This window comes from Falsirhodobacter halotolerans, assembly GCF_022899245.1.
GTDB classification, from domain to species: domain Bacteria; phylum Pseudomonadota; class Alphaproteobacteria; order Rhodobacterales; family Rhodobacteraceae; genus Falsirhodobacter; species Falsirhodobacter halotolerans.
In genome coordinates this window covers 81,730-105,153 of record NZ_JALJAZ010000002.1, presented here as the reverse complement: position 1 = coordinate 105,153, position 23,424 = coordinate 81,730, and the positions used below count along the sequence as shown (strand labels likewise).

Sequence of the window (23,424 nt, the reverse complement as noted above, 5' to 3'; positions counted from 1 at the left end):
CGTCAGGCGCCAAAGGAAAGTTGGACCTTGACCGAGGTCGTCCGGTCGCGGGCGGTCGCGAAGGCCGCATGGGCCTTGTCGGCCGGAAAGGTGGCGGTGATCATCGGGCGGGGGTCGATCGCCCCCGATCCGATCAGATCCACGGCTTCGGCGAATTCCACGTCGAAGCGTTGCGATCCAAGGAACGTGATCTCCTTGCCGACCATCACGTTCAGGGGCATCGGCGTCGGCCCCGCCACGCCCACTTGCACCAGCGTGCCAAGGGGGCGCAGGCAGGTGACCGCATCCTGAATCGCCGCCGCCGCCGCCGAACATTCGAACACCAGATCGACGCGGCCCTTGTCGGCCTGCCACGGGGCCAGGGCGCCCGGCTGTGTGGCGGTGTTGATCGCGTGATCCGCGCCCATCCGGCGGGCCACGGCCAGGGTCGCGTCCTGAATGTCCGTCACGATGATTTCCGCCGCGCCGCGGTGGCGGGCCACGGCCACGCACAGCGCGCCGATGGGACCGGCGCCGGTGACCAGCACCGTCTTGCCCGTCAGGTCGCCGCCCCGATTGGCCGCGTGCAGGCAGACGGCCAGCGGTTCGGCGCAGGCCGCGGCCCCCGGCGCGATCCCGTCCGGCACGGGCAGGCATTGATCCGCGCCGATCACCATCCGGTCGCGGAACATGCCCTGCTGATGCGGCAGATACATGGCCGATCCCTTGAACTTCATCGCAGAGCAGTGGCGCGGCAGACCCTGCCGGCAGAAGGTGCAGACCCCGCATGGCTGCGACGGGTTCAGCGCCACCAGCTGCCCCACCGCCAGCCCCGTGACACCGTCCCCAAGGGCATCGACGCGGCCCGCCGCCTCATGCCCCAGAATGATCGGTTCACGCACGCGGATGGTGCCGATCCCCCCTTCCAGCCAGTAATGCAGATCGGACCCGCAGATGCCGCCCGCAAGAACGGCCACGCGCACCTCGTTCGGGCCGGGCGCATCCGCGGGGCGGGTTTCAAGGCGCAGATCATCCTGTCCATGCAGGCAGACGACACGGTTTTCGGACATGGGGACCCTCAGGGCATCAAGGTGTTGGGCAACCAGGTGGACAGCGCCGGGATGAAGCTGACCATCAGGAGGACGATGATGTTGGTGATGATATAGGGGGTGATCGCGCGGATCACCGGTGACAGCGGCAGCCGCGCGATGTTGGAGGCCACGAACAGGCATACGCCCACCGGCGGCGTGGTCAGCCCGATCATCAGGTTCAACACGGCAAAGCAGGCGAAATGGATCGGGTCGATCCCCACCGCGAGCGCCAGCGCCTGCAACGGCACGAACAGGATGATCAGCGCGGCGATGGTTTCCATGAACATGCCCACGAACAACAGCAACACGTTGATCAGCAGGATCACCGCGATCTTGTTCTGGGTGACCGACAGCACGCCGTCGGCCATCATCTGCGGAATGCGTTCGGCCACCAGGATCCAGCCGAAGACGTTGGCCGTCCCCACCAGCACCAGAATCCCGGCCGAGCTGATGGCGCTGTCGATGATGATCTTGGGGATGCGCGCCACCGGCAGTTCGCGATAGACGAAAAGCCCCACGATCGCGGCGTAAAGACAGGCCACGACGGCGGTTTCGGTGGGGGTGGTGACCCCGATCAGCAACCCGCCGACGATCAGCACGGTCATGGCGATGGCCCAGACCGCCCCGGTGAAGGACCGGAACAGCTCGCCCACGCCCTTCCATGCCTCGCGCGGGAAGCTGCGCTTGCGGGCGATGACATAGGTGGTGACCATCATCGCGGCCCCCATCACCAGACCGGGGATCGCACCCGCCAGAAACAGCTTGCCCACCGACAGGCCCGACAGCGACCCCACGATGATCATCGGCACGCTGGGCGGGATCATCGGCCCCACGGTGGAGGAGGCCGCCGTCACCGCCGCCGAAAACGGCGCGGGGTAGCCGACCTTCTTCATGCCGGGGATCATCATCCCCCCGACCGAGGCGACATCGGCCACCGCCGTGCCCGAAATCCCGCCAAACAGCATGGAGGCCGCGATGTTGGCCTGCGCCAGACCGCCGCGCATCCACCCCACAAGGGCGTTGGCAAAGCGGATGATCCGTTCGGTGATGCCGCCCGAGTTCATCAGGTTCCCGGCCAGGATGAAGCCCGGAATGCACAAGAGCACGAAGCTGTCCATGCCCGCATACATCTTCTGGGGAATGACCACCAAGGGGATGTCGGCAAACAGAAGATAGGCCATCGAGGACAGGCCAAGGGTCACGGCGACCGGCACGCCGATGGCCAGGCCCAGAACGAAGATGCCAAGAAGCAGGGCGAGACCCATCAGGTTTCCTCCGAATTCGGGATCGGGCGGCCATCGTGACGGCCGGTCAGCATCTCGAAGGCGCGCAGGGCGCCCCACAGGATCAGGGTGACCAGAAGAACCAGCATCGTGGCGTGGATCCAGGTCATCCGCCACCCCAGCGACGGCGCGGTCTGCCGCGTGCCGATCATGGTGTAATCCCACGCCGCCGACAAAAGGATCGCGGCGAAGGCGACGGTCAGCCCCGCGCACAAAAGGCGCAGGATCCACGGCCCGCGCCCCGGCAGGCTTTCGCACAAAAGGTCCACGTTCACCATGTCGCCGCTGCGCAGCGCCAGACCCGCGCCAAGCGCGCCGATATAGATCAGGCAGAAGCGCGTCAGCTCCTCCGTCCAGACCGGGGCGGTGCTGAGGAACGTGCGCGCGAACACCTGCACCAGCACGGCCCCCATCAGCACCATGAAGGCGGCGAAGATCAGGAAGCGGCACAGCCCTTCCAGCCCTTTGACGGCTTTTTCCATGAGGTCCTCCGATCGCTGTCCGCCGACGGGGCGGCGGACAGCACCGTCATCAGTTGTTGAAGATCTGTTCGGCCAGGGGGCGAATGGCGGGATCGACCGCGTTCAGAACCGCATCGCGTGCGGCGGCGGCGAACGCCTCCTGATCGACATCGACGAAGGTCACGCCGCGCCCTTCCAGATCGGCCACCAGCGCGGCCTCATCGGCCAGGAACAGCTCCCGCTCGAACGTCTGGGTGCGCGCGGCGGCCTCCATCAACGCGGCCTGATCGTCTTCCGACAGCTTGCCCCAGCTGCGTTCGGAAATCGCGAGATAGATCCACGAGCGCACATGCTCGGTCTTGTTGATGACCTTCTGCACCTCATAGAAGCCGCCCGAGCGGAACAGGGCCAGCGGGTTCTCCTGCCCCTCGATCGTGCCGTTCTGCAACGAGGTGAAGACTTCGGAAAACGCCATCGGCGTCGGGTTGGCACCCATCGCCTGCCATGCGGCCACGAACAGCGGCACGTTGGGCACGCGCAGCTTGAACCCGTTCAACTGATCGGGCGACGTGATCTCGCGGTTGGCCGACAGGTTGCGCGGCCCCCGCGCGAAATAGGTGAGCGGGCGGACCTGGGCGTTCTCGATGATCTCGGCCTCGATCTCCTGCCCGATCTCGCCCGAGGCGACCTCGTCCATATGCTCCAGCGAGCGGTAGGCATAGGGCAGGGCCAGAAGGGCGGCCTTGGGGGCCCAGTTCTGCAGGCTTTCGCCCGTGATCGTCATGTCGGCGGTGCCAAGCTGCATCCCGTTGATCAGGTCGATCTCCTTGCCCAGCGTCTCGTTCGGATACACCTCCACCGCGATGCGGCCTTCGGTCAGCGTCGCCACCTCCTCGGCGAACTTGAGCGAGGCCTTGTGCCAGATGTTCTCCTCATTGGCGAGGTGGCCCAGCTTCAGCGTGACCTCCTGCGCCATGGCGGTGCCACCCATCAGGGCGGCAACCGTGAAGGCCGCCGCCATTTTCGTGAACGTTCCCATGGTCATCGTCTCCTCCTCCAAGGACAGTGGGGTGCCGGCGAACCGGCGTTACAAGAAATACTCGGGCCGCTCCTGCTTGATCACGGGCAGATCGCTCAGGATGCCCTGCAGGTGCCGGCGCAGGACGCGGTCGGCGCGGATGGGGTCGCCGCTGGCGATGCCGTCCACCACGTCGCGGTGCTGGTCGATCAGACGGTCCACCGGGAAATGCATGCTGGACAGAAAACGCACGCGGTCCATCTGCGCCTTCATCGCCACCACGACCTCCCACGCCTTGCCCTTGCCGGCGGCCTCGGCCAGGGTGCGGTGGAAAATCTCGTCCGCCTCCATGAAATCGCGGGCCGATCCGCCGACAAGGGTCATTTGCTGGTCCACCTGACGCCGCAGGTCGGCGATCACGGCGGGGTCGGGGGATCCGGCCAGCAGCTTCACGATATCTGCCTCCACCGCTTCGCGCACGAAACGGGCGTCCATCACATCGGCCAACGAAATCTTGGCCACGAAACTGCCGCGTTGCGGCCGGATTTCCAGCAACCCTTCCTTCGACAGGTTGATGAACGCCTCGCGCACCGGTTGGCGGCTGGTGCCGTATCGCTGGGCGACCTCGGCTTCGGAAATGCGCATTCCGGGGGACAGGACGTTGTCGATGATCGCCGCGCGAAGGCGGGCATGGACCTGATCGGCCACGCTGACATGCAACGGCAGGATCTGTGCGGTGCTGGTCATTCCGATCTCCCTGCCCCCACTGTCCTCCATACTACCATACCAGTCAACCGATATCTGGGGCCACCCCTTACCAGTCGGGGGCGATCCCGGGCGGCGGGGCGGCGTCCGGCCCCCCCATCGCCTCATGATAGGCCTCGGCCACATCCTTGGGCAGGGCGGAATGGCGGAGCCGGTCCAGCCGTTCCTGCGGCATCCGCCCTTCGATCAGATCGTGCATCAGGGCGACCTGCCGCCGGTCCCGCAACGCCTTGGCCGGATCGCGGTCGGCGCGAGAGGAAACCCAGAGCTTGTGCGCGGCCCAGACGGCGGGGGCGGGCACCGTCATGCGAACGGGAAATCCGCGCTGGTCGATCACCGTCGTCGTCAGGGCGGGGGCGTTCACCAGCCATTCCAGACCGTCGATCATCGCCGGACGCACATCGCCCTCCACCCCGGTATCCTTGCCGGGCATGGGGCGGAAGATCGGATGCGGTTCGGGGCGGATGAATTCCACCATGAAACTGTCCTTGTTGGTCAGCCGGTAATCCCCGCGCGCCCTTTGGCGAAAGCTGTCATCCACCGACTGGACCACCGTTTCCAGCCCCGCGATGTCCCCCTCCACCACGATCTGAAGCGGCGCGCGGTCATCGACCAGAATGTCCATGTCGTTGGTCTGCAGATGCTGGCCCTGGATCACCACCCCGGCATGGGCCTCATAGGCGTAAAGGGCATAGGTGCCGACCACGCGGAACCGGGCCGAGGCCGCCGCCTCGTCCAGTTTGCGCAGGATGCGCGCAGCAGTCGCGGGCATACGCACATGGCCAAGGGCGCGCATCACGCCCGCCAGATCGGTCATCGTGCGGGTCAGGGCGGTCAGACGCGCCTCCGCCTCGGCCTTCTGGGACTGGAAGGCGGCCTGGATGGCGTCGGTCTTTGCCGACCGCGGGCCGAGGCTTCTGGAAATGCGGTGCCCCTTCTTCTTGATCCGACGATAGAGATACTCCGTGCCGCCCCGACGTTCATAGGCCATGCTGCCTTGCAACGCGTCCGCCGATGCCGCGCGCACCCGCCGCCATTCGTCATAGGCGGAGATGAGGTCGATGCGGTCCCGCAGGATGCGCGAGTCCAAGTCGTTGTAATCGGCCATTTTGGTGCCCATTCGCAATGTCATCCGATTATGGGCACCAAACCTTGCGATATCAAGGGGCTGCGCCAAAGGTCTTGGGCCGGTCCTGCCCGCGCGGCAAGGGGATTGACAGGTGCGGACAGATGTATGACAAATAAAAGAAGCTGTAGGACATCCCGTGAGGGGCGGGACAGGGTCGCAGTCTTGGGAGGATATGATGAATCACCGCACACGTCTGCGCCTGTCCGTGGCCGCAGTCATTCTGGCATCCACGCCGGTCTTTGCCGAAACGCCCGACGATCAACTGGTCATCGGCTTTTCCATGACCAACATCCTGACGCTCGATCCCGCCGCCATCACCGGCAAGGAAACGGTGCAGGTGCTGGCCAACGTCTATGACGGGCTGGTTCAGCTCGATCCCGTGGACCGGGCCGAGGTGCAGCCCGATCTGGCCGAAAGCTGGGACGTGTCGGAGGATGGCACGACGATCACCTTCCACCTGCGCGAGGCGGCGTTCGCGTCGGGCAATCCCGTGCGCGCCGAAGATGTCGTCTGGTCGCTCACGCGGCTCATGACGCTGAACCTTGCGCAGGCCTCGTTCCTGAAAACCTATGGCTTCACCGCCGAAGGCGCGGCAGAGGCCTTCACCGCCCCCGATGACCGGACGGTGGTGGTCACGCTGCCGCAGAAGGTGAACCCGGAGATCATCATCGCCACCCTCGGGATCGTCGGCCCCGGCTCGATCCTCGATTCGGAGCTGGTGAAGGAGAACGCGCGCAACGACGATTGGGGTGGGGCCTGGCTGGCGCAGAACTCGGCCGGATCGGCGGCGTTCAACATCCAGCAATGGCAGTCGAACAACCTTGTCCTTCTGACTCGCAACGACAATTTCTGGGGCGAGGCGCCGGCGATGCGCCGCATCATCTGGCGCCACATCCCCGAATCCCAAAGCCAGCGGCTGCAACTGGAACGCGGCGATCTCGACATCGCGTTCCAGCTGGCCCCCGCGGATCTGGGCGCGCTGGAAAACACCGACGGGATCGAGATCCAGACCGTGCCCTCGGCCGGGTTCTATTACCTCGCCATGTCGATGAAGGATGAGCGGTTCCAGGATCCCAAGGTGCGCGAGGCGATGCGCTACCTCATCGATTATGACGGTCTGAACGAGGCGATCCTGCCCTTTTACGGCACCGAACACCAACGCCCCATCTCGGGCGGGTTCCTGGGGCTTCTGGACGATCCGGGCCATGCCCTCGATCCCGAAAAGGCAAAGGCCCTGCTGGCCGAGGCGGGGTATGCGGACGGCATGAACGTCACTTTGCGCGCGCTGTCGGACGATCCCTTCCTGAACCTTGCGACGGCGCTTCAGGGCACCCTGGCCCAAGGCGGCATCCGGGCCGAGGTCATCACCGGATCGGGCGACCAGATCTATGGCGCGATGCGCGAACGCAATTTCGAGATGATCGTGGGCCGGGGCGGCGGCGGCCAGCTGCCCGATCCCGACAGCAACATGCGCGCGCTGATCTACAACCCCGACAATTCGGACGAGGCGCGGCTGACCAACTTCCAGGGCTGGCGCACCGGCTTCTTCGACGAGGAGATCAACAGCATGATCGACGCAGCGGCGGCCACGACCGACCGGGACGAACGGATCGCCCTCTATGCCGACATCCAGAATCGGTATGAGGAGGAGGCGGGCCCGATCATCCCGTTTTCGGAGGTGGTGACCTCCACCGCCTATCGCGACGATCTGGCCGGGCTGACGGTGAACCCGTCCTGGTCGACCGACCTGTCCACCGTCACCAAGACCCGCTGAGGTCGGAGAGGTTCCGATGCTGACCCGGACACGCACCCGTTCCATCGCGCGGCAGGTGGGCACGATCGCCGTGACCCTGCTGGGCCTTCTGGTCCTGACCTTCGTCATCGGTCGCATGATGCCCGCCGATCCCGTCCGCGCGATCGTGGGGGAAGAGGCCACGCGCGACACCTATATGCAGGTCTATCAGCAGCTTGGTCTCGACCGGCCGCTGGTGGTGCAGTTCTTCCTCTATCTGCGCGACGTGCTGACGGGGGATTTCGGAACCTCCATCCGCACCGGACAGCCGGTGATCGACGACATCATCACCGTGATGCCCGCCACGCTGGAACTGGCGACGCTGGCCATCATCATCGGCGCGGGCCTCGGCATCCCGCTGGGCGTCATCGCGGCGGTGAAAAAGGACCGCTGGCAGGACCATGTGATCCGCGTGATCAGCCTTGCGGGGCATTCGATGCCGATCTTCTGGACCGGCATGATCGCCCTCCTGATCTTCTATGCCTGGCTGGGCTGGGTCGGGGGCGGCGGACGGATGAGCGATTATTTCATCGGCCTCGTGCCCCCCGTCACCAATTTCATCCTGATCGACGCGGCGCTGGCCGGGGAATGGGACGTGTTCCAAAGCGCGCTGAACCACCTGATCCTGCCCGCCTCGCTTCTGGGCTATTCCTCCAGCGCGTATATCACCCGGATGACGCGCAGCTTCATGCTGGACCAGATCAACCAGGAATACATCACCACCGCGCGTGTGAAGGGCCTGTCGGTCCGCCAGACGATCTGGCGCCACGCCTTCCTGAACATCCGTGTCCAGTTGGTGACCATCGTCGCCCTGGCCTATGGCGCGCTTCTGGAAGGGGCCGTGCTGATCGAGACGGTGTTCTCCTGGCCGGGTTTCGGCCAATACCTGACGTCGAACCTGATGATCGGCGACATGAACGCGGTGATGACCTGCGTGCTTCTGGTCGGTGTCATCTTCATCGCGCTGAATCTGCTGTCCGACGTGCTCTATCGCGTCTTCGACCCGAGGACGCGCTGATGCCTGCGGACATCCTGAAGAAAGGCCACAGCATGACCCTTCCGGGCTTTGCCCCCCTGGCACGCATCCTGCGGTTCCTGATGCGCCAGCCGACATCGGCCTTCGGGCTGATCGTCATCGGCCTGTTGATCTTCGGCGCGATCTTCGCGCCGTGGCTGGCCACGCACGATCCTTATACGCAGGATTTGACCAACACGCTTGCCGCGCCGGGGGGCGGGCATCTGTTCGGCACCGACGAACTGGGCCGCGACATCTGGAGCCGTCTGGTCCACGGCACGCGGATCACACTGACGATCATCGCGCTGGTCACCGTGGTCGTGGGGCCGATCGGCCTCGCCGTCGGGACCATCGCCGGATATTACGGCGGCGCGGTGGATACGGTGATGATGCGGGTCACCGACATCTTCCTGTCCTTTCCGTCGCTGATCCTGTCGCTGGCCTTCGTCGCGGCCCTGGGGCCAAGCCTGTCGAACGCGATCATCGCCATCGCCCTGACCTCCTGGCCGCCCATCGCCCGGCTGGCGCGGGCCGAAACGCTGACCTTCCGGGCCGAGGATTACGTCTCGGCCGCCCGCCTTCAGGGCGCGTCGAACGCGCGCATCATCTTGAAATCCATCGTGCCCATGTGCCTGCCCTCCGTCATGGTGCGGCTGACGCTGAACATGGCGACGGTGATCCTGACGGCGGCGGGCCTGGGGTTCCTCGGGCTTGGCGCGCAGCCGCCCCTGCCCGAATGGGGGGCGATGATCGCGACGGGGCGGCGCTACATGATCGACAGCTGGTGGCTGGTGACGTTCCCGGGCATCGCGATCCTGTGCGTCAGCCTTGCATTCAACCTTGTCGGCGATGGGCTGCGCGACGCGCTGGATCCCAAGCAGATGAACCGGAGGTGACATGGACACGATCCTCGACATCCAGAACCTGACCGTCGCCTATCGCGGGGCCGGCACGCCCGCCGTGCGGGGCGCCAGCTTCACACTTGGCCGCGAACGGCTGGGCATCGTGGGCGAAAGCGGGTCGGGCAAATCGACCGTGGGCCGCGCGATCCTGAAGCTGCTTCCCACCGCCGACATCACCGCCGACCGGATGCGGTTCGGCGACGTGGACCTGCTGGCCACCCCCGAACGCCGGATGCTGGACATTCGCGGCAAGCGGATTTCCATGATCCTGCAGGACCCGAAGTTCAGCCTGAACCCGATCCGCCGCGTCGGCGATCAGGTGGCCGAGGCGTGGCGCGTCCATGTCCGCTGTTCGGTCGCCGCGGCGCGGGAACGGGCGCTGGAGATGCTGCGCGCCGTGTCCATCCGCGACGTGGAACGGGTCTATGACCTTTATCCGCATCAGGTGTCGGGCGGGATGGGCCAGCGGATCATGATCGCCATGATGCTGCTGACCGAACCCGAACTGGTCATCGCCGACGAACCGACCAGCGCCCTGGACGTGACCGTGCGGATGCAGGTCCTGTCCATCCTCGACGGGCTGGTGCGGGATCGCGGCATCGGGCTGATCGTCATCAGCCACGACCTGAACCTTGTCCGCAACTTCTGCGACCGCGTGCTGATCATGTATGCCGGCCGCATCGTCGAAAGCCTGAAGGCGAGCGAGCTGGATCAGGCGCGACATCCCTATACCCAGGGGCTTTTGGCCGCACAGCCGCGCATCGGTGGCCCGCGCCGTCCGCTGCCGGTGCTGCAACGCCGGCCCGAATGGTCGGAGGCGCAGGCATGAAGTCCATTTCCATTCGCGACATGTCGATCACCCTGGGCTCCGCGCGGATCCTGCATGACATCAGTTTCGACGTGACGGCGGGCGAATGCTTCGGTCTGGTGGGAGAAAGCGGATCGGGCAAGTCCACGATCCTGCGCTGCCTGTCGCTTTTGATGAAGACATGGGACGGGCGGGCGACCATCGGCGGGCAGGACGTGCGCGCCATGCCCCTGATCGAGCGTTGCCGCACGGTGCAGATGGTGTTTCAGGACCCCTACGGCTCGCTCCACCCGCGCCAGTCGGTGCGGACCGTGCTGGCCGAACCCCTGCGCATCCACGGGCTGGACGACACCAAGGGCCGGATGGAACGGGCGATGACCGAGGTGGGCCTGCCGACGGCCTTCCTCGACCGGTTTCCGCACCAGCTTTCGGGCGGGCAGCGGCAGCGTGTCGCTATCGCGCGGGCGCTGATCCTGGAACCGGACGTGCTGCTGCTGGACGAACCGACCAGTGCGCTGGATGTCTCGGTTCAGGCCGAGATCCTGAACCTGCTGGCCGATCTGCGCGAACGGCGGGGCTTCACCTATGTCATGGTCAGCCATGATCTGGCGGTGGTCGATCACATGTGCGACCGCTTTGCCGTCATGCAGAAGGGCCGTCTGGTGGAGGTTCTGGGCCGCGGCGCCCTGACCGGCGTTCCGGGAGAGGGGGCGCGCGACCCCTATGCGCGCGAATTGATCGACGCCTCCATCGCCTATGACCGGGCCATGTGACTGGCCCGACGATTGGCGCGCGCGGCTGGACCGGCCGCTGCCCCGGGATCACGGGGCGGACGATCTGCGCCGGGCGTGGGATGCGGCCCTGCCGCCGCCCGATCCGGTCGACCGCTGGACCGGCCAGCACCTGCGCTTTGCCAGCGGCAAGCAGGCAGAGGGGGTGATCCTGACGCCCGCCCGCCCCACGGGCTGCGCGGTATTGATGTTTCACGATCACGGCGGACGGTTCGATGTCGGCTGGCGCAAATGCACCGACGATCCGCAGGGATTTTATGGCGGATCGCCCGCGCGGCGCCTGCTGGCGGCGGGGCATCCGGTGATGTGTTTCGACACGGTGGGCTGGGGCGGTCGGCAGATGGCGGGCGATCAGCAGGCGCTGGCCTGCGCCGCGTTCGGCCTTGGCACCAGTCTGGCCGGTCTTGTCGCGGGCGAGGATCGCGACATCGCCACCTGGGCCGCCACCCGCCCCGAGGCCGCGCGCGGTCTGGCCGTCTGGGGCTTTTCCTTCGGTGGATTTCGCGCCTGGCAGTGCCTGGCCACAACGCCGGTCGTGCAGGCGGCGGTCGGGTTTTCGTGGATGGCCCGCTGGCGCGACCTGCTGCGCGCGGGCGCGCCGATCACGGCGGGGCAAAGCGCGTTCTGGATGCTGCATCCGTCGCTGATGGCGCGGGCCGACCTGCCCGATCTGGCGGGGGCAGGGGCCCCGAAGCCGCTGTTCCTGCGATCGGGGTCCGCGGATCGCCACCTGCCCCGTCCGGCGGCCGCGGCAGCGTTCGACGATCTGCGCCGCATCTGGGGCGGCGGTCTGGATGCCGCGATCTTTCCGGGCGGGCATGTCTGCCCGCCACAGATGCAGGCGGAGGCGATCGCCTTCCTCCGCCGCGCGGGCCTCAGTTGACGCGATTGTTCTCGATGAAGTCGAAATCGATATCCTCGCCGATGCCCGGACGGTCGGGCACATGGATCCAGCCCTCCGCATCCATCGGGTCGGACAGCGATTTCAGGTAATCGAACCCGTCGTCGTATTCGAGGAACGGGTGCAGCAGACCCCGCTCATACCAGCGGCAGTTCTTCGACGTGGCGGTCACCACAAGGTTCATCGCCGTGTTGCCATGCACCTCGCATTCCATCCCGAAGCTTTCCGCCATGCGCATGGTCTTCAGCGCGGGGGTGATGCCGCCCACGTCGTTCACCCCGGTGCGCAGGATGTCGCAGGCCCCGTGCTTGACCCATTCGGCGCGGTTCCAATGCTTGCCCGCCGCGCTTTCGGGGCCCACCACGGGAATGTCCAGATTGTCCGCCAGCCATTTGTAGGAGGACATGGACTGTTCGTCCATCGGCTCCTCGATCCAGTCGAAGCCCAGTTTTTCCAGTCCGCGCCCCAGTTGCAGCGAATCCACCCGGGAATACCAGTGGAAGGCGTCGATCATCAGATGGATGTCCGGCCCCACCGCCTCGCGCACGGCGGCGCAGGCCCTGAGGTCCATCTTCACATCCGGCGCCCAGGACACGGGCGGCATCCAGGTGTGCAGCTTGATGCCCTTGTATCCCCGCGCGACCAGCTTTTCGGCAAACCGGCCGTAATCCTCGGGCGTGGCCAGACCGCCCTCCAGCTCGTCCCCGCACATGATGGAGCCGTAGGCGCGGATCTTGTCGCGATAGGCGCCGATCATTTTGTAGGTCGGCTGCCCGATGGCCCGCCCCGCCAGATCCCACAACGCCACGTCCACCGCGGCCAGCGTCCGGTCGGTCAACTGCGCCGCCGATCCGCGCTGCCAATGGGCCAGATCGTGCCACAGACGTTCGCGGTCGCGGTGATCCTGACCGATCAGCACCTTCTTGACGAACTTGTCGATCACATGGGGCCGCACGATTTCCGGCACGGTGAAGGAATGCCCCTCATGCCCGTCTTCCGTCCGCAGGGTGATGATGGAGGTCTTTACCTGATGCGGGGGGCCCGGATGGGCGTGGCCCGCGCTGTCGGAATGGCGGCGCGTCGTGGACAGGAAATGGCGCACCTGAACGTCGGTAATGATCATGACAGTCTCCCTTTGCCGGGAGAGTGCCAACTTGTCATACAGGTGTCAATTACCTGTATACCTGTTTTGGTGCAGAAGCGCACGGTAGCGCGCGACGCTGCCCTTCAGATGCTCCTGCATCGCCTGACGCGCGCCCGCCTCGTCCCCGGCCAGAACCGCGCGGCAGATCGCGTCATGCTCCTCGGCCAGGTGGCGGTTGTAATCCATGGGGCGGATGTTCTCGCGCCCCGTCTGCAATTCGCCGCGCGCGATGATGCCCACGCGCACCAGCACGAGGAATTCGGCAAAGCGCGAATTGTTCGTCGCCTCCGCGATCGCGAGGTGAAAGTCGAAATCGGCGTCCCGCGTCGGCGCGTCGGTCTGCAGGCAGTCCAGAACGGCCCGGTGCGCGGCGATGATCCGTTCCTCCTGCTGGGGGGAACGGCGCAGCGCGGCAAGGGCCGCACTCTCCACCTCCACCGCGCGGCGCAGTTCCAGAAGTTCGATCACCGACGACACCTTGCCGGGGTCGAGGTTCAGGAACGGGCCCGTCTGCGCCTCCAGCGCGAAGATGCCCGCGCCCTTGCGCGACTGCACCAGCCCCTCGAAGGACAGGGTGGCGATGGCCTCGCGGATGACCGTCCGGCTGACGCCATGCAGTTCGGCCAGCTTCGTTTCCGACAGCAGACGTTCGCCCGGTTTGACATGGCCGTCGGTGATCTGGCTGCGCAGGGCGTCGGCCACCCGCGTGGCAAGACGGTCTTTCATGCGTGGTCCCCCAATCTGTCCTACAACCGATATACCGCGCGGGGGGGCAAGGCAAACATCCGTGCCACCAATGGGGGAAAGCGGGCATGTTGACCCTTGCATCGGCCCCGGATTGGTGGGCAGGACGGCACGACCCCCGCCGGACCTTGGCCGCGCGTGACGGGGTCCGACATCGCACCGCACGGGGGGGAGGGTGACTTGAGCGCAGGAACACAGGAACGGGGGCGGGCCGCCTGGGTCGTCACCCTGTGCTGGATCGCCGTGATCCTTGACGGGTTCGATCTGGTCGTGCTGGGCGCGCTGATCCCCACGCTGACCGGCGGGGACGCCCCGTTCATGACGGGGGCGGAGGCGACCTTCGCCGCCACCATCGGCCTTGTGGGGATGATGGTGGGCGCGCTGTCAATCGGCATCGCGACCGACCGGATCGGGCGGCGCCGCGCGCTGATCTGGGCCGTGGCCGCCTTCTCTCTCCTGACGGCGCTGTGCGGTCTGGCGCAGACCCCGGCGCAACTGTCGTTCTTCCGCTTTCTGGCCGGGATCGGGCTGGGCGGCTGCCTGCCCACCGCCATCGCGATGGTGACCGAGTTTTCGCGCGGGCAGGCGGGCCGGGCGGCCACGCGCGTGATGACCGGATACCATGTGGGCGCGGTGGCGACGGCGGTGCTGGCGCTGATCCTGCTGCCGGTGACGGGGTGGCGCGGGATGTTCTGGGCCGGCGCGCTGCCGGGGCTGGTCGTGGTGCCGTTGATGATGCGGCATCTGGCCGAAAGCCCCGCCTATCTTCTGGCCCAGGGCCGGCGGTCCGAGGCGGAGGCCGTCGCCCGCGCCCATGGCATCGCGCTGGCCGCACCGGACACGGGCGCGCCCCGCGCGTCGATCAGGACGCTGTTCGAACCCGCGCGCCTGCGCACGACGCTGGCGATCTGGGTCACGTCGTTCATGGGGCTGCTTTTGGTCTATGCCCTCAACAGCTGGCTGCCGGCGTTGATGGTGGCGGCCGATTACGGGTTGGAACGCGGGTTGTGGCTGTTGCTGCTGCTGAACGCGGGGGCGGTGACGGGCCTTCTGGCCGCGGGGCAGGTGGGCGACCGGATCGGGCTGCGGCGGGCGGCGACGCTGTGGTTCGTGGCGGGGGCGGTGCTTCTGGCGCTTTTGTCGTGGAAGATGCCGGTGGCGCTTCTTTATCCGGTCGTGTTCCTGACGGGGTGCTTCGTGTTTTCGGCGCAGGTGCTGGTCTATGCCTTCACCGCCGCGCGCTTTCCGGCGGGCATTCGCGCGACGGCCATCGGCATGGCTGCCGGGGTCGGCCGGTTGGGCGCGATCGCGGGGCCGCTGATCGGCGGGACGCTGGTGTCGATGGGGATCGGGCACCCGTGGGGATTCTACGTGTTCGCGCTGGTGGGACTTCTGGGGGCCGTGGCGCTTGGCTGCGCCGGACGGGGAAAGGAATGACGCCTATGCGCCTTCGCGATCACATCGCCCTTCCGGGCCATCTGCCCACCGGGCCGCGCAACAGCGTGACGGACGTTCCGGGCGTGCAGGTCGGCCATGCCACGATCCAGGGCGGGGGGTTGAACACCGGCGTCACCGCGATCCTGCCCGCCCCCGGCAACCTTTTCGAACACAAGCTGACCGCCGCGGTGGAGGTCATCAACGGTTTCGGCAAAAGCGCGGGCCTTGTGCAGGTGGCCGAACTGGGCAGTCTGGAAACGCCGATCCTTCTGACCAACACCTTCGGGGTCGGCACCTGCGCCAACGCCCTGATCCGCCGCGCGATCGCGGAAAGCCCCGACATCGGGCGCGGCACCTCCACCGTCAATCCGGTGGTGTGCGAATGCAACGACGGCACCTTGTCGGACATCCAGGCGATGGCGGTGACGGAAGACGACGCCCGCCGCGCGCTGGCGGCGGCGGGCCCGCAGGTGGCCGAAGGGTCGGTCGGGGCGGGGACGGGGATGGTGGCCTTCGGGTTCAAGGGCGGGATCGGCACCGCCTCGCGCCGGATCGATCTGGACGGGGGGGCGCACCTGCTGGGCGCGCTGGTGCTGGCCAATTTCGGGCGGGCGGGCGATCTGATCCTGCCCGACGGGCGCCGCCCCGATCCGGCGGGACGGGCCGAGGCCGAGAAGGGCTCGGTCATCGTCGTTCTGGCCACGGACCTTCCGGTCGATCAGCGCCAGCTTGCGCGCATCTGTCGGCGGGCCGGGGCGGGGCTGGCCCGTCTGGGCGCGTTCTATGGCAATGGCAGCGGCGACATCGTTCTGGGCTTCACCACCCACAACCGCATTCCCCATCGCCCCGCGGCGGATATGGGGCAGGTGGACCGCATGGCCGACACCCGGATCGATCTGGCCTTTCGCGCCGCCTGCGAAGCGACGGAGGAGGCGGTCCTGAACGCGCTGTGCGCGGCCACGGCGGTGACGGGCTGGAACGGTGCGGTTCGCCCGCTGCTGTCGGATTGGCTCAACAGCCCAAAAAATGGGCGGTCGCCGCCGCACCAGTGAAAATAAAAACCCAAGAATGCGGTCCGGTGAAATAATACTTTCACGAATCACCCCGCGCGTGGTTTGAGTCGGCAACGATCTTCAACGCGGGGACCAAGTGGCCGATCTCAGGGATCTTATCGAGGCGCATTGGGCGACATTGACGCCCAATCAGCAGCGCGTCGGGGAGTATGCCCTGGCCAACCCGTTTCTGGTCGCGACGATGGGGATCGAGGATCTGGCCGAGGCGGCGGCGGTCTCCGCCCCCACGATCACGCGGTTCGTGCGCCAGTTGGGCCTGAACAATTACGCCGAATTCCGGGCCATCGCCATCCGCCGGTATCAGGACCTGCTGCGCCCCATCGACAATGTGGACCGGGCGCAGCACGCCTCCAGCGCGGAGGTCATCGCATCCTCCCTCGCGGCGGCCCGCAGCCATGTCGACGCCATGGCCGACCTGCCGGTCGCGCAATGCGAGATGCTGGTCGACCGCATGGCCGCCGCGACCCAGGTTGGCCTTCTGGGGTTCGGCAGCAGCGCGCGCAGCATGACCTATTTCCACGGGCTGACCGAACGCTTCGTGCAGAACCCGCGGTTGCTGGACGGCACGGGCGGGCATGAACGCATGGCCCGGCTGATCGGGCGCATGGGGCCGCGCGATCTGATCATCGCCATGACCCTGCCGCGCTATTCCATCGCCACGATCGACTTCGTGCGGCTGGCCCGCGCCTCGGGCGTGCCTTGCATCGGCATCACCGACAGCGCGCAATCCCCGCTCGTGCCCCTGTGCAGCGACACGATCCTGCTGCCGGCGGCCCATCCCGTGCTGAACAGTTCCGCCCTTGCGGGGTTCGCGTTCTTCGAGGCGATCGCCGCCCTTCTGACCGCACGCTACCAAAGCACCTCGGACGCGACCGCGATGACGCGGGTGATGTTCCCCTATCTTTATTCGGACGATGCGTCGTCCGCTGGCCCCAAGGACCCGACATGACGACAGCACCTTTGGATCCCACGATCAGCGTCGAAGGGCTGAACGTCGAATTCCGTGGCGAAAACGGCGTTTTCCGCGCGGTCAAGGACCTGTCCTTCCACATCCGCGCGGGCGAGACGCTGGCTGTGGTGGGGGAATCCGGGTCGGGCAAATCCGTCAGTTCGCTGTCGGTCATGCGGCTGGTGGAATTCGGCGGCGGGCGGATCACCGGCGGCACGGTGCGACTGACCGGCCGCGACGGCACCGCGCGCGACCTGACGCAGGTGCCCCTGCCGCAGATGGAGGCGATCCGCGGCAACGATGTCGCCATGATCTTCCAAGAGCCGATGACCTCGCTCAACCCCGTGTTCACGGTGGGCGAACAGATCGCCGAGGCGGTGCGCCTGCATCAGGATTGCAGCCCCGCCGAGGCGCGGGCCGAGGCGCTGCGCATGTTGGAAAAGGTGCGCATCCCGGATGCCAAAAGCATCCTCGACCGGCATCCCCACCAGTTGTCGGGCGGGATGCGCCAGCGGGTGATGATCGCGATGGCCCTGTCGTGCAAACCCCGCCTGCTGATCGCCGATGAACCCACGACCGCGCTGGACGTGACGATCCAGGCGCAGATCCTGCGCCTGATCCGCATCCTGCAGGACGAAATGGGCATGGCGGTTTTGTTCATCACCCATGACATGGGCGTGGTGGCCGAAGTGGCCGACCGCGTGCTGGTCATGCGCCACGGCGAAAAGGTCGAGGAGGGCAGCGTCCAGGACATCTTCGCGGCCCCCGCCCACCCCTATACCCGCGCGCTTCTGGCGGCGGTGCCACGGCTTGGCGCGCTGAACGGGCAGGACCTGCCGCGCCCGTTTCCGCTGCTGAAGGACGGCGGCGATCACCGCGTGGCCGAGGGGTTTCAGGAATATCCCGCGCAGGACACCGTCACCGATGCCGCCCCGGTTCTTCAGGTGCGCGATCTGGTCACCCGCTTCGACATCCGCCGGGGCCTTCTGTCGCGCGTGACGGGGCGGATCCATGCGGTGGAGCATGTGAATTTCGATCTGCATAAGGGCGAGACGTTGGCCTTGGTGGGCGAATCCGGCTGCGGCAAATCCACCACGGGGCGCACGCTGATGATGTTGCAGGAGGCGACGTCCGGCTCCGTCCTTTACCACGGGCGCGACATCTTCCGCCTGCCCGCGAAAGAGCGCAAAGCCGTGCGGCGCAAGATCCAGTATGTGTTCCAGGACCCCTTCGCCTCGCTCGACCCCCGATTGACGGTCGGCTTTTCGATTGCCGAGCCGCTGATCACCCACGGTCTCGCCTCGGGGCGGGCGGTGGACGAACGCGTGGCCGAACTGCTGCGCGATGTGGGGCTGCAACCGGAACATGCGCAACGCTACCCTTACGAATTCTCGGGCGGGCAACGCCAGCGCATCTGCATCGCCCGCGCGCTGGCGGGCGAACCCGACGTCCTGATCACGGATGAGGCGGTGGCCGCGCTGGACGTGTCCATCCAGGCGCAGGTCATCAACCTGTTGATGGACCTGCAACGCAAGCGCGGCCTGTCCTATGTGTTCATCAGTCACGACATGGCGGTGGTCGAACGCGTCAGCCACCGGGTCGCCGTCATGTATCTGGGCCAGATCGTGGAAATCGGCCCCCGGCGGCAGATCTTCGAGAACCCGCAGCACCCCTATACCCGTCGCCTTCTGTCGGCCGTGCCCGTCGCCGCGCCCGAAGCGCGCGACCGCCAGCGCCCCCTGATCGAGGGGGAGGTGCCAAGCGCCATGCGCCGCGCGGGCGATCCCCCCCACGTCGCCCCGCTGGTGGAGGTGACGCCCGGACATTTCGTGGCCCGCCATCCGGTCGGGACCTTCGAATAACCACAAACAACAAGCCAACGGAGAGAATTACATGACGTTCAAGTCCCTTCTGATGTCGTCCGCCCTTGGGGTGATGATGCTGGCGCCCGGCGCCGGCATGGCTCGCGACCTGACCGTCGCGATCCAGAACAACCTGACCGGTCTGGATCCGACCAACGTGAACGACACCCTGTCGCAGACGTCGTTGCGGCTGATCTATCAGGGTCTGTTCGGCTTTGATCCAGAGATGAACCTGGTCCCGCTGCTGGCCGAAAGCTATGACAGCAACGAAGACGCCACCGAATTCACGATCAAGCTGCGCAGCGGCGTTACCTTCCACGACGGCACCGCCTTCAACGCCGACGCGGTCAAGGTCAACCTTGATCGTCTGCGCAACCCCGACAACAACCTGTCGCGCCGCAGCCTGGTGTCGATGATCGACGACGTCACGGTCGTGGACGACCTGACCGTCAAGCTGACGCTGGACGCGCCGTTCGGGGCGATGATCGCCTCGCTCGCGCATCCCGGCGCGATGATGATCTCGCCCGCCGCGCTGGAGGAATACGGCCCCGAGATCGGCCGCCATCCGGTCGGCACCGGCGCGTTCAAATTCGAGAACTGGTCCGCCGACACGCTGGAAGTCACGCGCAACGACGATTACTGGAAGGGCCCGGCCAAGGTCGAGCACGTCATCATCCGCTCGGTCCCGGAATCGGGCGCGCGCATGGCGATGCTGCAGACGGGCGAGGCGCAGTTCGTGCCGAACTTCCCGCCCGAACTGATGCAGGTGGTGGAAAACAACCCCAACCTCAAGGTCGAGGTGTCGCCGTCCATCGTCGAATTCTATGTCGCGCTGAACAACAACAAGGCGCCGCTGGACAACAAGCTGGTGCGTCAGGCGCTGAACTACGCCGTCGACAAGGACGCCTTCTGTCAGGTGGTGTTCAGCGGCCTGTGCACCCCGGCGGATTCGATCATCCCCTCGGGCCTCGCGTTCCACACCACGGCGGGCGAATACGCCTATGATCTGGACCGCGCCCGGGAACTGATGGCCGAGGCGGGGGTCGAGGACGGCTTCAGCACCGAAATCTGGGCGAACTCCAACACGGAATCGCTGCGCGCGGTGCAGTTCATCCAGCAGCAGCTGGCGCAGATCAACGTCGATGTGACGGTCGTCCCGCTGGAGGCAGGGGTCGCCGCGCAACGCATCTGGTCCATCGAATCCGCCGAGGATGCCGAGGTGCAGATGTATTACGGCGGCTGGTCCTCCTCCACCGGCGATGCGGATTGGGGCATCCGCCCGCTTCTGCTGAGCGAGAACGCCCCCCCGTCGATGTTCAACGTCGCCTATTATTCCGACCCGGAACTGGATGCGGCGATCACCGGCGCCATCGGCACCGCGAACCCCGACGAACGCGCAGGCTTCTATGAGACGGCGCAGAAGCTGGCCTGGGAAGGCGCGCCGTGGATCTTCCTCGGTGTGGCCGACCTGATCGCGGCGCAGACGGCCGATGTCACGGGCGTGCACATGCTGCCCGATCGCGGCTTCCTGCTGGAAGATGCGGCATTCACCGAATGATCGTAGTTGCGGGGGGGCGATGGTCCCCCCGCGTTTGACACGCCCACGGGGCCGGTCGGGACGAAGGACCTCATGCTATCTTTCTTGATCAAACGCTTGCTGGGCACGGTTCCGGTCGTGGTGATGGTGATGATCGCCGTCTTCGCTTTCGTGCACCTTCTGCCCGGCGATCCGGCGCGGCTTGTGGCGGGACCGGAGGCGACGGCCGCGGACGTGGCGGCGGTGCGCGCCTCGCTGGGGCTGGACCGGCCGTTGCCGCAACAGTTCCTCACCTATGTCGGCAACACGCTGCAGGGGGATTTCGGCACCTCGCTGAAAACCCGCCGCCCCGTCATCGACGAGATCGGGATGCGGCTCATGCCCACCGTCTGGCTGACGATCTTCGCGATGGTCTGGGCCGTGGCAATCGGCCTTCTGATCGGCGTCGTGTCGGCGGTGAAACGCGGGCGGTGGCAGGATTACGGCGGGATGGTTCTGGCCGTGTCCGGCATCTCGTTCCCGCCGTTCTGGCTGGGGCTTTTGCTGATCAACCTCTTTTCGGTCCGGCTGGGCTGGTTGCCCACGGGCGGATACGGCACATGGCAGCATTTTCTGATGCCGTCCTTCACCCTTGGCCTTGGCGTGGCCGCCGTGATGGCGCGCTTCACCCGCTCCGCCTTCATCGAGATCGCGCGTGAGGATTACGTCCGCACCGCCCGCGCCAAGGGCGTGCCCGAACGCCGCGTGATCTGGCGCCATTCGCTGCGCAACGCGCTGATCCCCATCATCACCATGGTCGGGTTGCAGTTCGGCTTTCTTCTGGGCGGCTCCATCGTGATCGAGGCGGTGTTCGCCTGGCCCGGCGTGGGGCGTCTGCTGGTCGATTCCGTCAGCTATCGCGACTATCCGGTCATTCAGGCGCTGGTCCTGATGTTCTCGATCCAGTTCATCCTCATCAACCTTCTGGTCGACGTCCTCTACGTCTTCGCCAACCCGGAGATCCGTTACAAATGACCGATGTCAGCCTGAACGCCGGCGCCGTCGGCAAGACCCGCAAGCCGCTTGCCGAATTCTGGAAACGTTTCCTGCAGCAGAAGGTGGCGCTGGTGGCGCTGGCGTTCCTGACGCTGCTGATCGCCGCCGCGGTCCTTGCCCCGTGGATCGCCCCTTACGGCCCCGCCGTGCCCGATTACACCAACGTCCTGAAAGGGCCGAGTGCGGCACACTGGGCCGGAACCGACACCTATGGCCGCGACATCTTCAGCCGGATCATCTGGGGGGCGCGCATCTCGCTTGCCGTGGGGTTCCTGTCGGTCACGCTGGGCGCGATCGGCGGGGTCGGGCTGGGGATCATCGCGGGGTATTACGGGCGCTGGATCGACAGCGCGGTGATGCGGCTGTGCGATCTGTTGCTGGCCTTTCCGGGCATCCTTCTGGCCATCGCGGTCATCGCGATCCTGGGGCCGGGGATCACCAACGTCATCTATGCGGTAGCCATCTTCTCCATCCCGGTCTTTGCGCGGCTGGCGCGGGGGACGACGCTGCAACTGAAGCAGGCCGTCTATGTCGACGCGGCCCGCGCGATCGGGGTGGCCGACCGGGTCATCATGATGCGCCACATCCTGCCCGGCACCCTGCCCAACGTGATCGTCTATTTCTCCATGCGGATCGGCACGTCGATCCTGACGGCGGCGGCGCTGTCGTTCATCGGTCTGGGCGCGCAGCCGCCGTCGCCGGAATGGGGGGCGATGCTTGCGGACGGGCGCACCTATATGGGCGTGGCCGATCACCTGACGTTGTTTCCGGGCCTTGCGATCTTCCTGACGGTTCTGGGCTTCAACCTGCTGGGCGACGGGTTGCGCGACGCGCTGGACCCCAAGCTGCGCAACGGCTGAAGGGGGCGATCATGCGCGTCTATATCTCGGCCGATATCGAAGGGGTGGCGGGGGTCGTCGCCCCGTCGCAATGCCAGGCGGGCCATGCCGATCATGAAAAGGCCCGCATCCTGATGACCGAGGAGGTCAATGCCGTCGTCGAGGGTCTGCTGGAAGGCGGCGCGACCGAGGTGGTGGTCAACGACGCGCATGGGGCCATGATCAATCTTCTGCCCGATCGCCTGCACCCCGCCGCCGACCTGATCCTGGGCAAGCCCAAGCCCATGAACATGGCCTGCGGGCTGGACGTGGGCTTCGATCTTTTCTGCATGGTGGGCCATCATTCGCGCGCGGGCGGCGGCGGCGTCCTGTCCCACACCACCAACGGGACCGCGTTTCACGAGGTGCGGATCAACGGCATCCCCTGCGGCGAGCCTGCGATCTACGGCGCCTATGCCGCCGAACTGGGGATCCCGGTGGCGCTGATCTCCGGCGATGACCGGACGGCAGCCGAAAACCGCCCGCTGTTCCCCGAGGCCGAACATGTCGTGGTCAAGCAGGCCTTCGGCGAACGCGCGGCCCGGCAGGTGTCGGTGGTCCGCGCCCGCGCGCTGCTGCGCGAGGCGGCCGGCCGCGCGGTCCGCCGCCGGAATCGCGCAGCCCCGCCCCGCCCCGAAGGCCCCTTCCGGGCCGAGTTTCGCGCCAGCCGCGCGGCGCTGGCCGACCAGTTCGCCGTTCTGCCCCCCGCCCTCCGCCTCGATCCGGTCACCGTCGCCTTCGACTGCCGCTCCATGGCTGAGGTGATCGGCTGGATGACCGCCCTCTCCGCGATGAGCTTCGCGCTCCGCTGACCCTTCGAAAGGATGCCC

22 protein-coding genes are annotated in these 23,424 nt (G+C 66.6%); 14 read left to right on the top strand and 8 right to left on the bottom strand.

Annotated features, from left to right (window positions below; all coding sequences use genetic code 11):
- Positions 1-2 precede the first annotated feature (2 nt).
- The 6 genes from MU449_RS13885 to MU449_RS13860 all read right to left on the bottom strand — a co-directional run bounded on the left by MU449_RS13885 (position 3) and on the right by MU449_RS13860 (position 5,717).
- Positions 3-1,049: an L-idonate 5-dehydrogenase gene (locus MU449_RS13885; RefSeq protein ID WP_244739201.1), complete on the bottom strand. Its 1,047-nt coding sequence runs from the start codon at positions 1,047-1,049 to the stop codon at positions 3-5.
- Between the two features lie 8 nt (positions 1,050-1,057).
- A complete protein-coding gene (locus tag MU449_RS13880) occupies positions 1,058-2,335 on the bottom strand; it encodes a TRAP transporter large permease (RefSeq protein ID WP_244739200.1) in 1,278 nt (425 codons plus the stop codon).
- Positions 2,335-2,835, bottom strand: coding sequence for a TRAP transporter small permease (locus MU449_RS13875; protein ID WP_244739199.1), 501 nt, complete (start codon positions 2,833-2,835; stop codon positions 2,335-2,337). The genes MU449_RS13880 and MU449_RS13875 overlap by 1 nt, the downstream gene beginning before the upstream one ends.
- A gap of 49 nt (positions 2,836-2,884) precedes the next feature.
- A complete protein-coding gene (locus MU449_RS13870) occupies positions 2,885-3,853 on the bottom strand; it encodes a TRAP transporter substrate-binding protein (protein ID WP_244739407.1) in 969 nt (322 codons plus the stop codon).
- Between the two features lie 48 nt (positions 3,854-3,901).
- Entirely contained in the window at positions 3,902-4,579 is a 678-nt protein-coding gene (locus MU449_RS13865) for a GntR family transcriptional regulator (protein ID WP_244739198.1), read from the bottom strand.
- 67 nt (positions 4,580-4,646) lie between these two features.
- Positions 4,647-5,717, bottom strand: a complete 1,071-nt coding sequence (locus tag MU449_RS13860; RefSeq protein WP_244739197.1) for a GSU2403 family nucleotidyltransferase fold protein — start codon at positions 5,715-5,717, stop codon at positions 4,647-4,649.
- 181 nt (positions 5,718-5,898) lie between these two features.
- Here MU449_RS13860 and MU449_RS13855 point away from each other — a divergent pair, with 181 nt between their 5' ends.
- The 6 genes from MU449_RS13855 to MU449_RS13830 are packed head-to-tail and all read left to right on the top strand — an operon-like array spanning position 5,899 to position 11,917.
- Entirely contained in the window at positions 5,899-7,500 is a 1,602-nt protein-coding gene (locus MU449_RS13855) for an ABC transporter substrate-binding protein (protein WP_244739196.1), read from the top strand.
- Between the two features lie 16 nt (positions 7,501-7,516).
- Positions 7,517-8,536, top strand: a complete 1,020-nt coding sequence (locus MU449_RS13850; RefSeq protein ID WP_244739195.1) for an ABC transporter permease — start codon at positions 7,517-7,519, stop codon at positions 8,534-8,536.
- Positions 8,537-8,568: 32 nt separating this feature from the next.
- Positions 8,569-9,429: an ABC transporter permease gene (locus MU449_RS13845; RefSeq protein ID WP_425310711.1), complete on the top strand. Its 861-nt coding sequence runs from the start codon at positions 8,569-8,571 to the stop codon at positions 9,427-9,429.
- A 1-nt stretch (position 9,430) separates the two neighbouring features.
- A complete protein-coding gene (locus MU449_RS13840; protein ID WP_244739192.1) occupies positions 9,431-10,264 on the top strand; it encodes an ABC transporter ATP-binding protein in 834 nt (277 codons plus the stop codon).
- Positions 10,261-11,016 (top strand): ABC transporter ATP-binding protein, encoded by a 756-nt coding sequence (locus tag MU449_RS13835; protein ID WP_244739191.1) that lies wholly within the window; start codon positions 10,261-10,263, stop codon positions 11,014-11,016. Before MU449_RS13840 ends, MU449_RS13835 begins: the two co-directional genes overlap by 4 nt.
- On the top strand, positions 11,000-11,917 hold the full coding sequence (locus MU449_RS13830) for an alpha/beta hydrolase family protein (protein WP_244739190.1): 918 nt from the start codon (positions 11,000-11,002) through the stop codon (positions 11,915-11,917). Before MU449_RS13835 ends, MU449_RS13830 begins: the two co-directional genes overlap by 17 nt.
- On the opposite strand, the gene MU449_RS13825 is transcribed toward MU449_RS13830, so the two are convergent.
- Positions 11,910-13,058, bottom strand: coding sequence for a mandelate racemase family protein (locus tag MU449_RS13825; protein ID WP_244739189.1), 1,149 nt, complete (start codon positions 13,056-13,058; stop codon positions 11,910-11,912). The genes MU449_RS13830 and MU449_RS13825 overlap by 8 nt on opposite strands.
- Before the next feature lie 45 nt (positions 13,059-13,103).
- The gene (locus MU449_RS13820; RefSeq protein ID WP_244739188.1) at positions 13,104-13,805 is read right to left on the bottom strand and encodes a FadR/GntR family transcriptional regulator; all 702 of its coding nucleotides are present in this window, start codon (positions 13,803-13,805) and stop codon (positions 13,104-13,106) included.
- Positions 13,806-14,003: 198 nt separating this feature from the next.
- On the opposite strand from MU449_RS13820, the gene MU449_RS13815 reads away from it, so the two are divergent.
- The 8 genes from MU449_RS13815 (at position 14,004) to MU449_RS13780 (ending at position 23,406) form a co-directional block, all read left to right on the top strand.
- Positions 14,004-15,260, top strand: coding sequence for an MFS transporter (locus tag MU449_RS13815; RefSeq protein WP_244739187.1), 1,257 nt, complete (start codon positions 14,004-14,006; stop codon positions 15,258-15,260).
- A 5-nt stretch (positions 15,261-15,265) separates the two neighbouring features.
- The gene (locus tag MU449_RS13810) at positions 15,266-16,312 is read left to right on the top strand and encodes a DmpA family aminopeptidase (protein WP_244739186.1); all 1,047 of its coding nucleotides are present in this window, start codon (positions 15,266-15,268) and stop codon (positions 16,310-16,312) included.
- Positions 16,313-16,409: 97 nt separating this feature from the next.
- Positions 16,410-17,282: a MurR/RpiR family transcriptional regulator gene (locus MU449_RS15890; protein ID WP_244739185.1), complete on the top strand. Its 873-nt coding sequence runs from the start codon at positions 16,410-16,412 to the stop codon at positions 17,280-17,282.
- On the top strand, positions 17,279-19,144 hold the full coding sequence (locus MU449_RS13800; protein ID WP_244739183.1) for a dipeptide ABC transporter ATP-binding protein: 1,866 nt from the start codon (positions 17,279-17,281) through the stop codon (positions 19,142-19,144). The genes MU449_RS15890 and MU449_RS13800 overlap by 4 nt, the downstream gene beginning before the upstream one ends.
- 31 nt (positions 19,145-19,175) lie before the next feature.
- On the top strand, positions 19,176-20,702 hold the full coding sequence (locus MU449_RS13795; protein WP_244739180.1) for a glutathione ABC transporter substrate-binding protein: 1,527 nt from the start codon (positions 19,176-19,178) through the stop codon (positions 20,700-20,702).
- A gap of 72 nt (positions 20,703-20,774) precedes the next feature.
- Positions 20,775-21,695 (top strand): glutathione ABC transporter permease GsiC, encoded by a 921-nt coding sequence (gene gsiC, locus MU449_RS13790; RefSeq protein WP_244739179.1) that lies wholly within the window; start codon positions 20,775-20,777, stop codon positions 21,693-21,695.
- Complete coding sequence (locus MU449_RS13785) at positions 21,692-22,576, top strand: ABC transporter permease subunit (protein ID WP_244739178.1); 885 nt, start codon at positions 21,692-21,694, stop codon at positions 22,574-22,576. The genes gsiC and MU449_RS13785 overlap by 4 nt, the downstream gene beginning before the upstream one ends.
- Positions 22,577-22,587: 11 nt before the next feature.
- Entirely contained in the window at positions 22,588-23,406 is an 819-nt protein-coding gene (locus MU449_RS13780) for a M55 family metallopeptidase (protein ID WP_244739177.1), read from the top strand.
- The last annotated feature ends 18 nt before the right edge of the window (positions 23,407-23,424 follow it).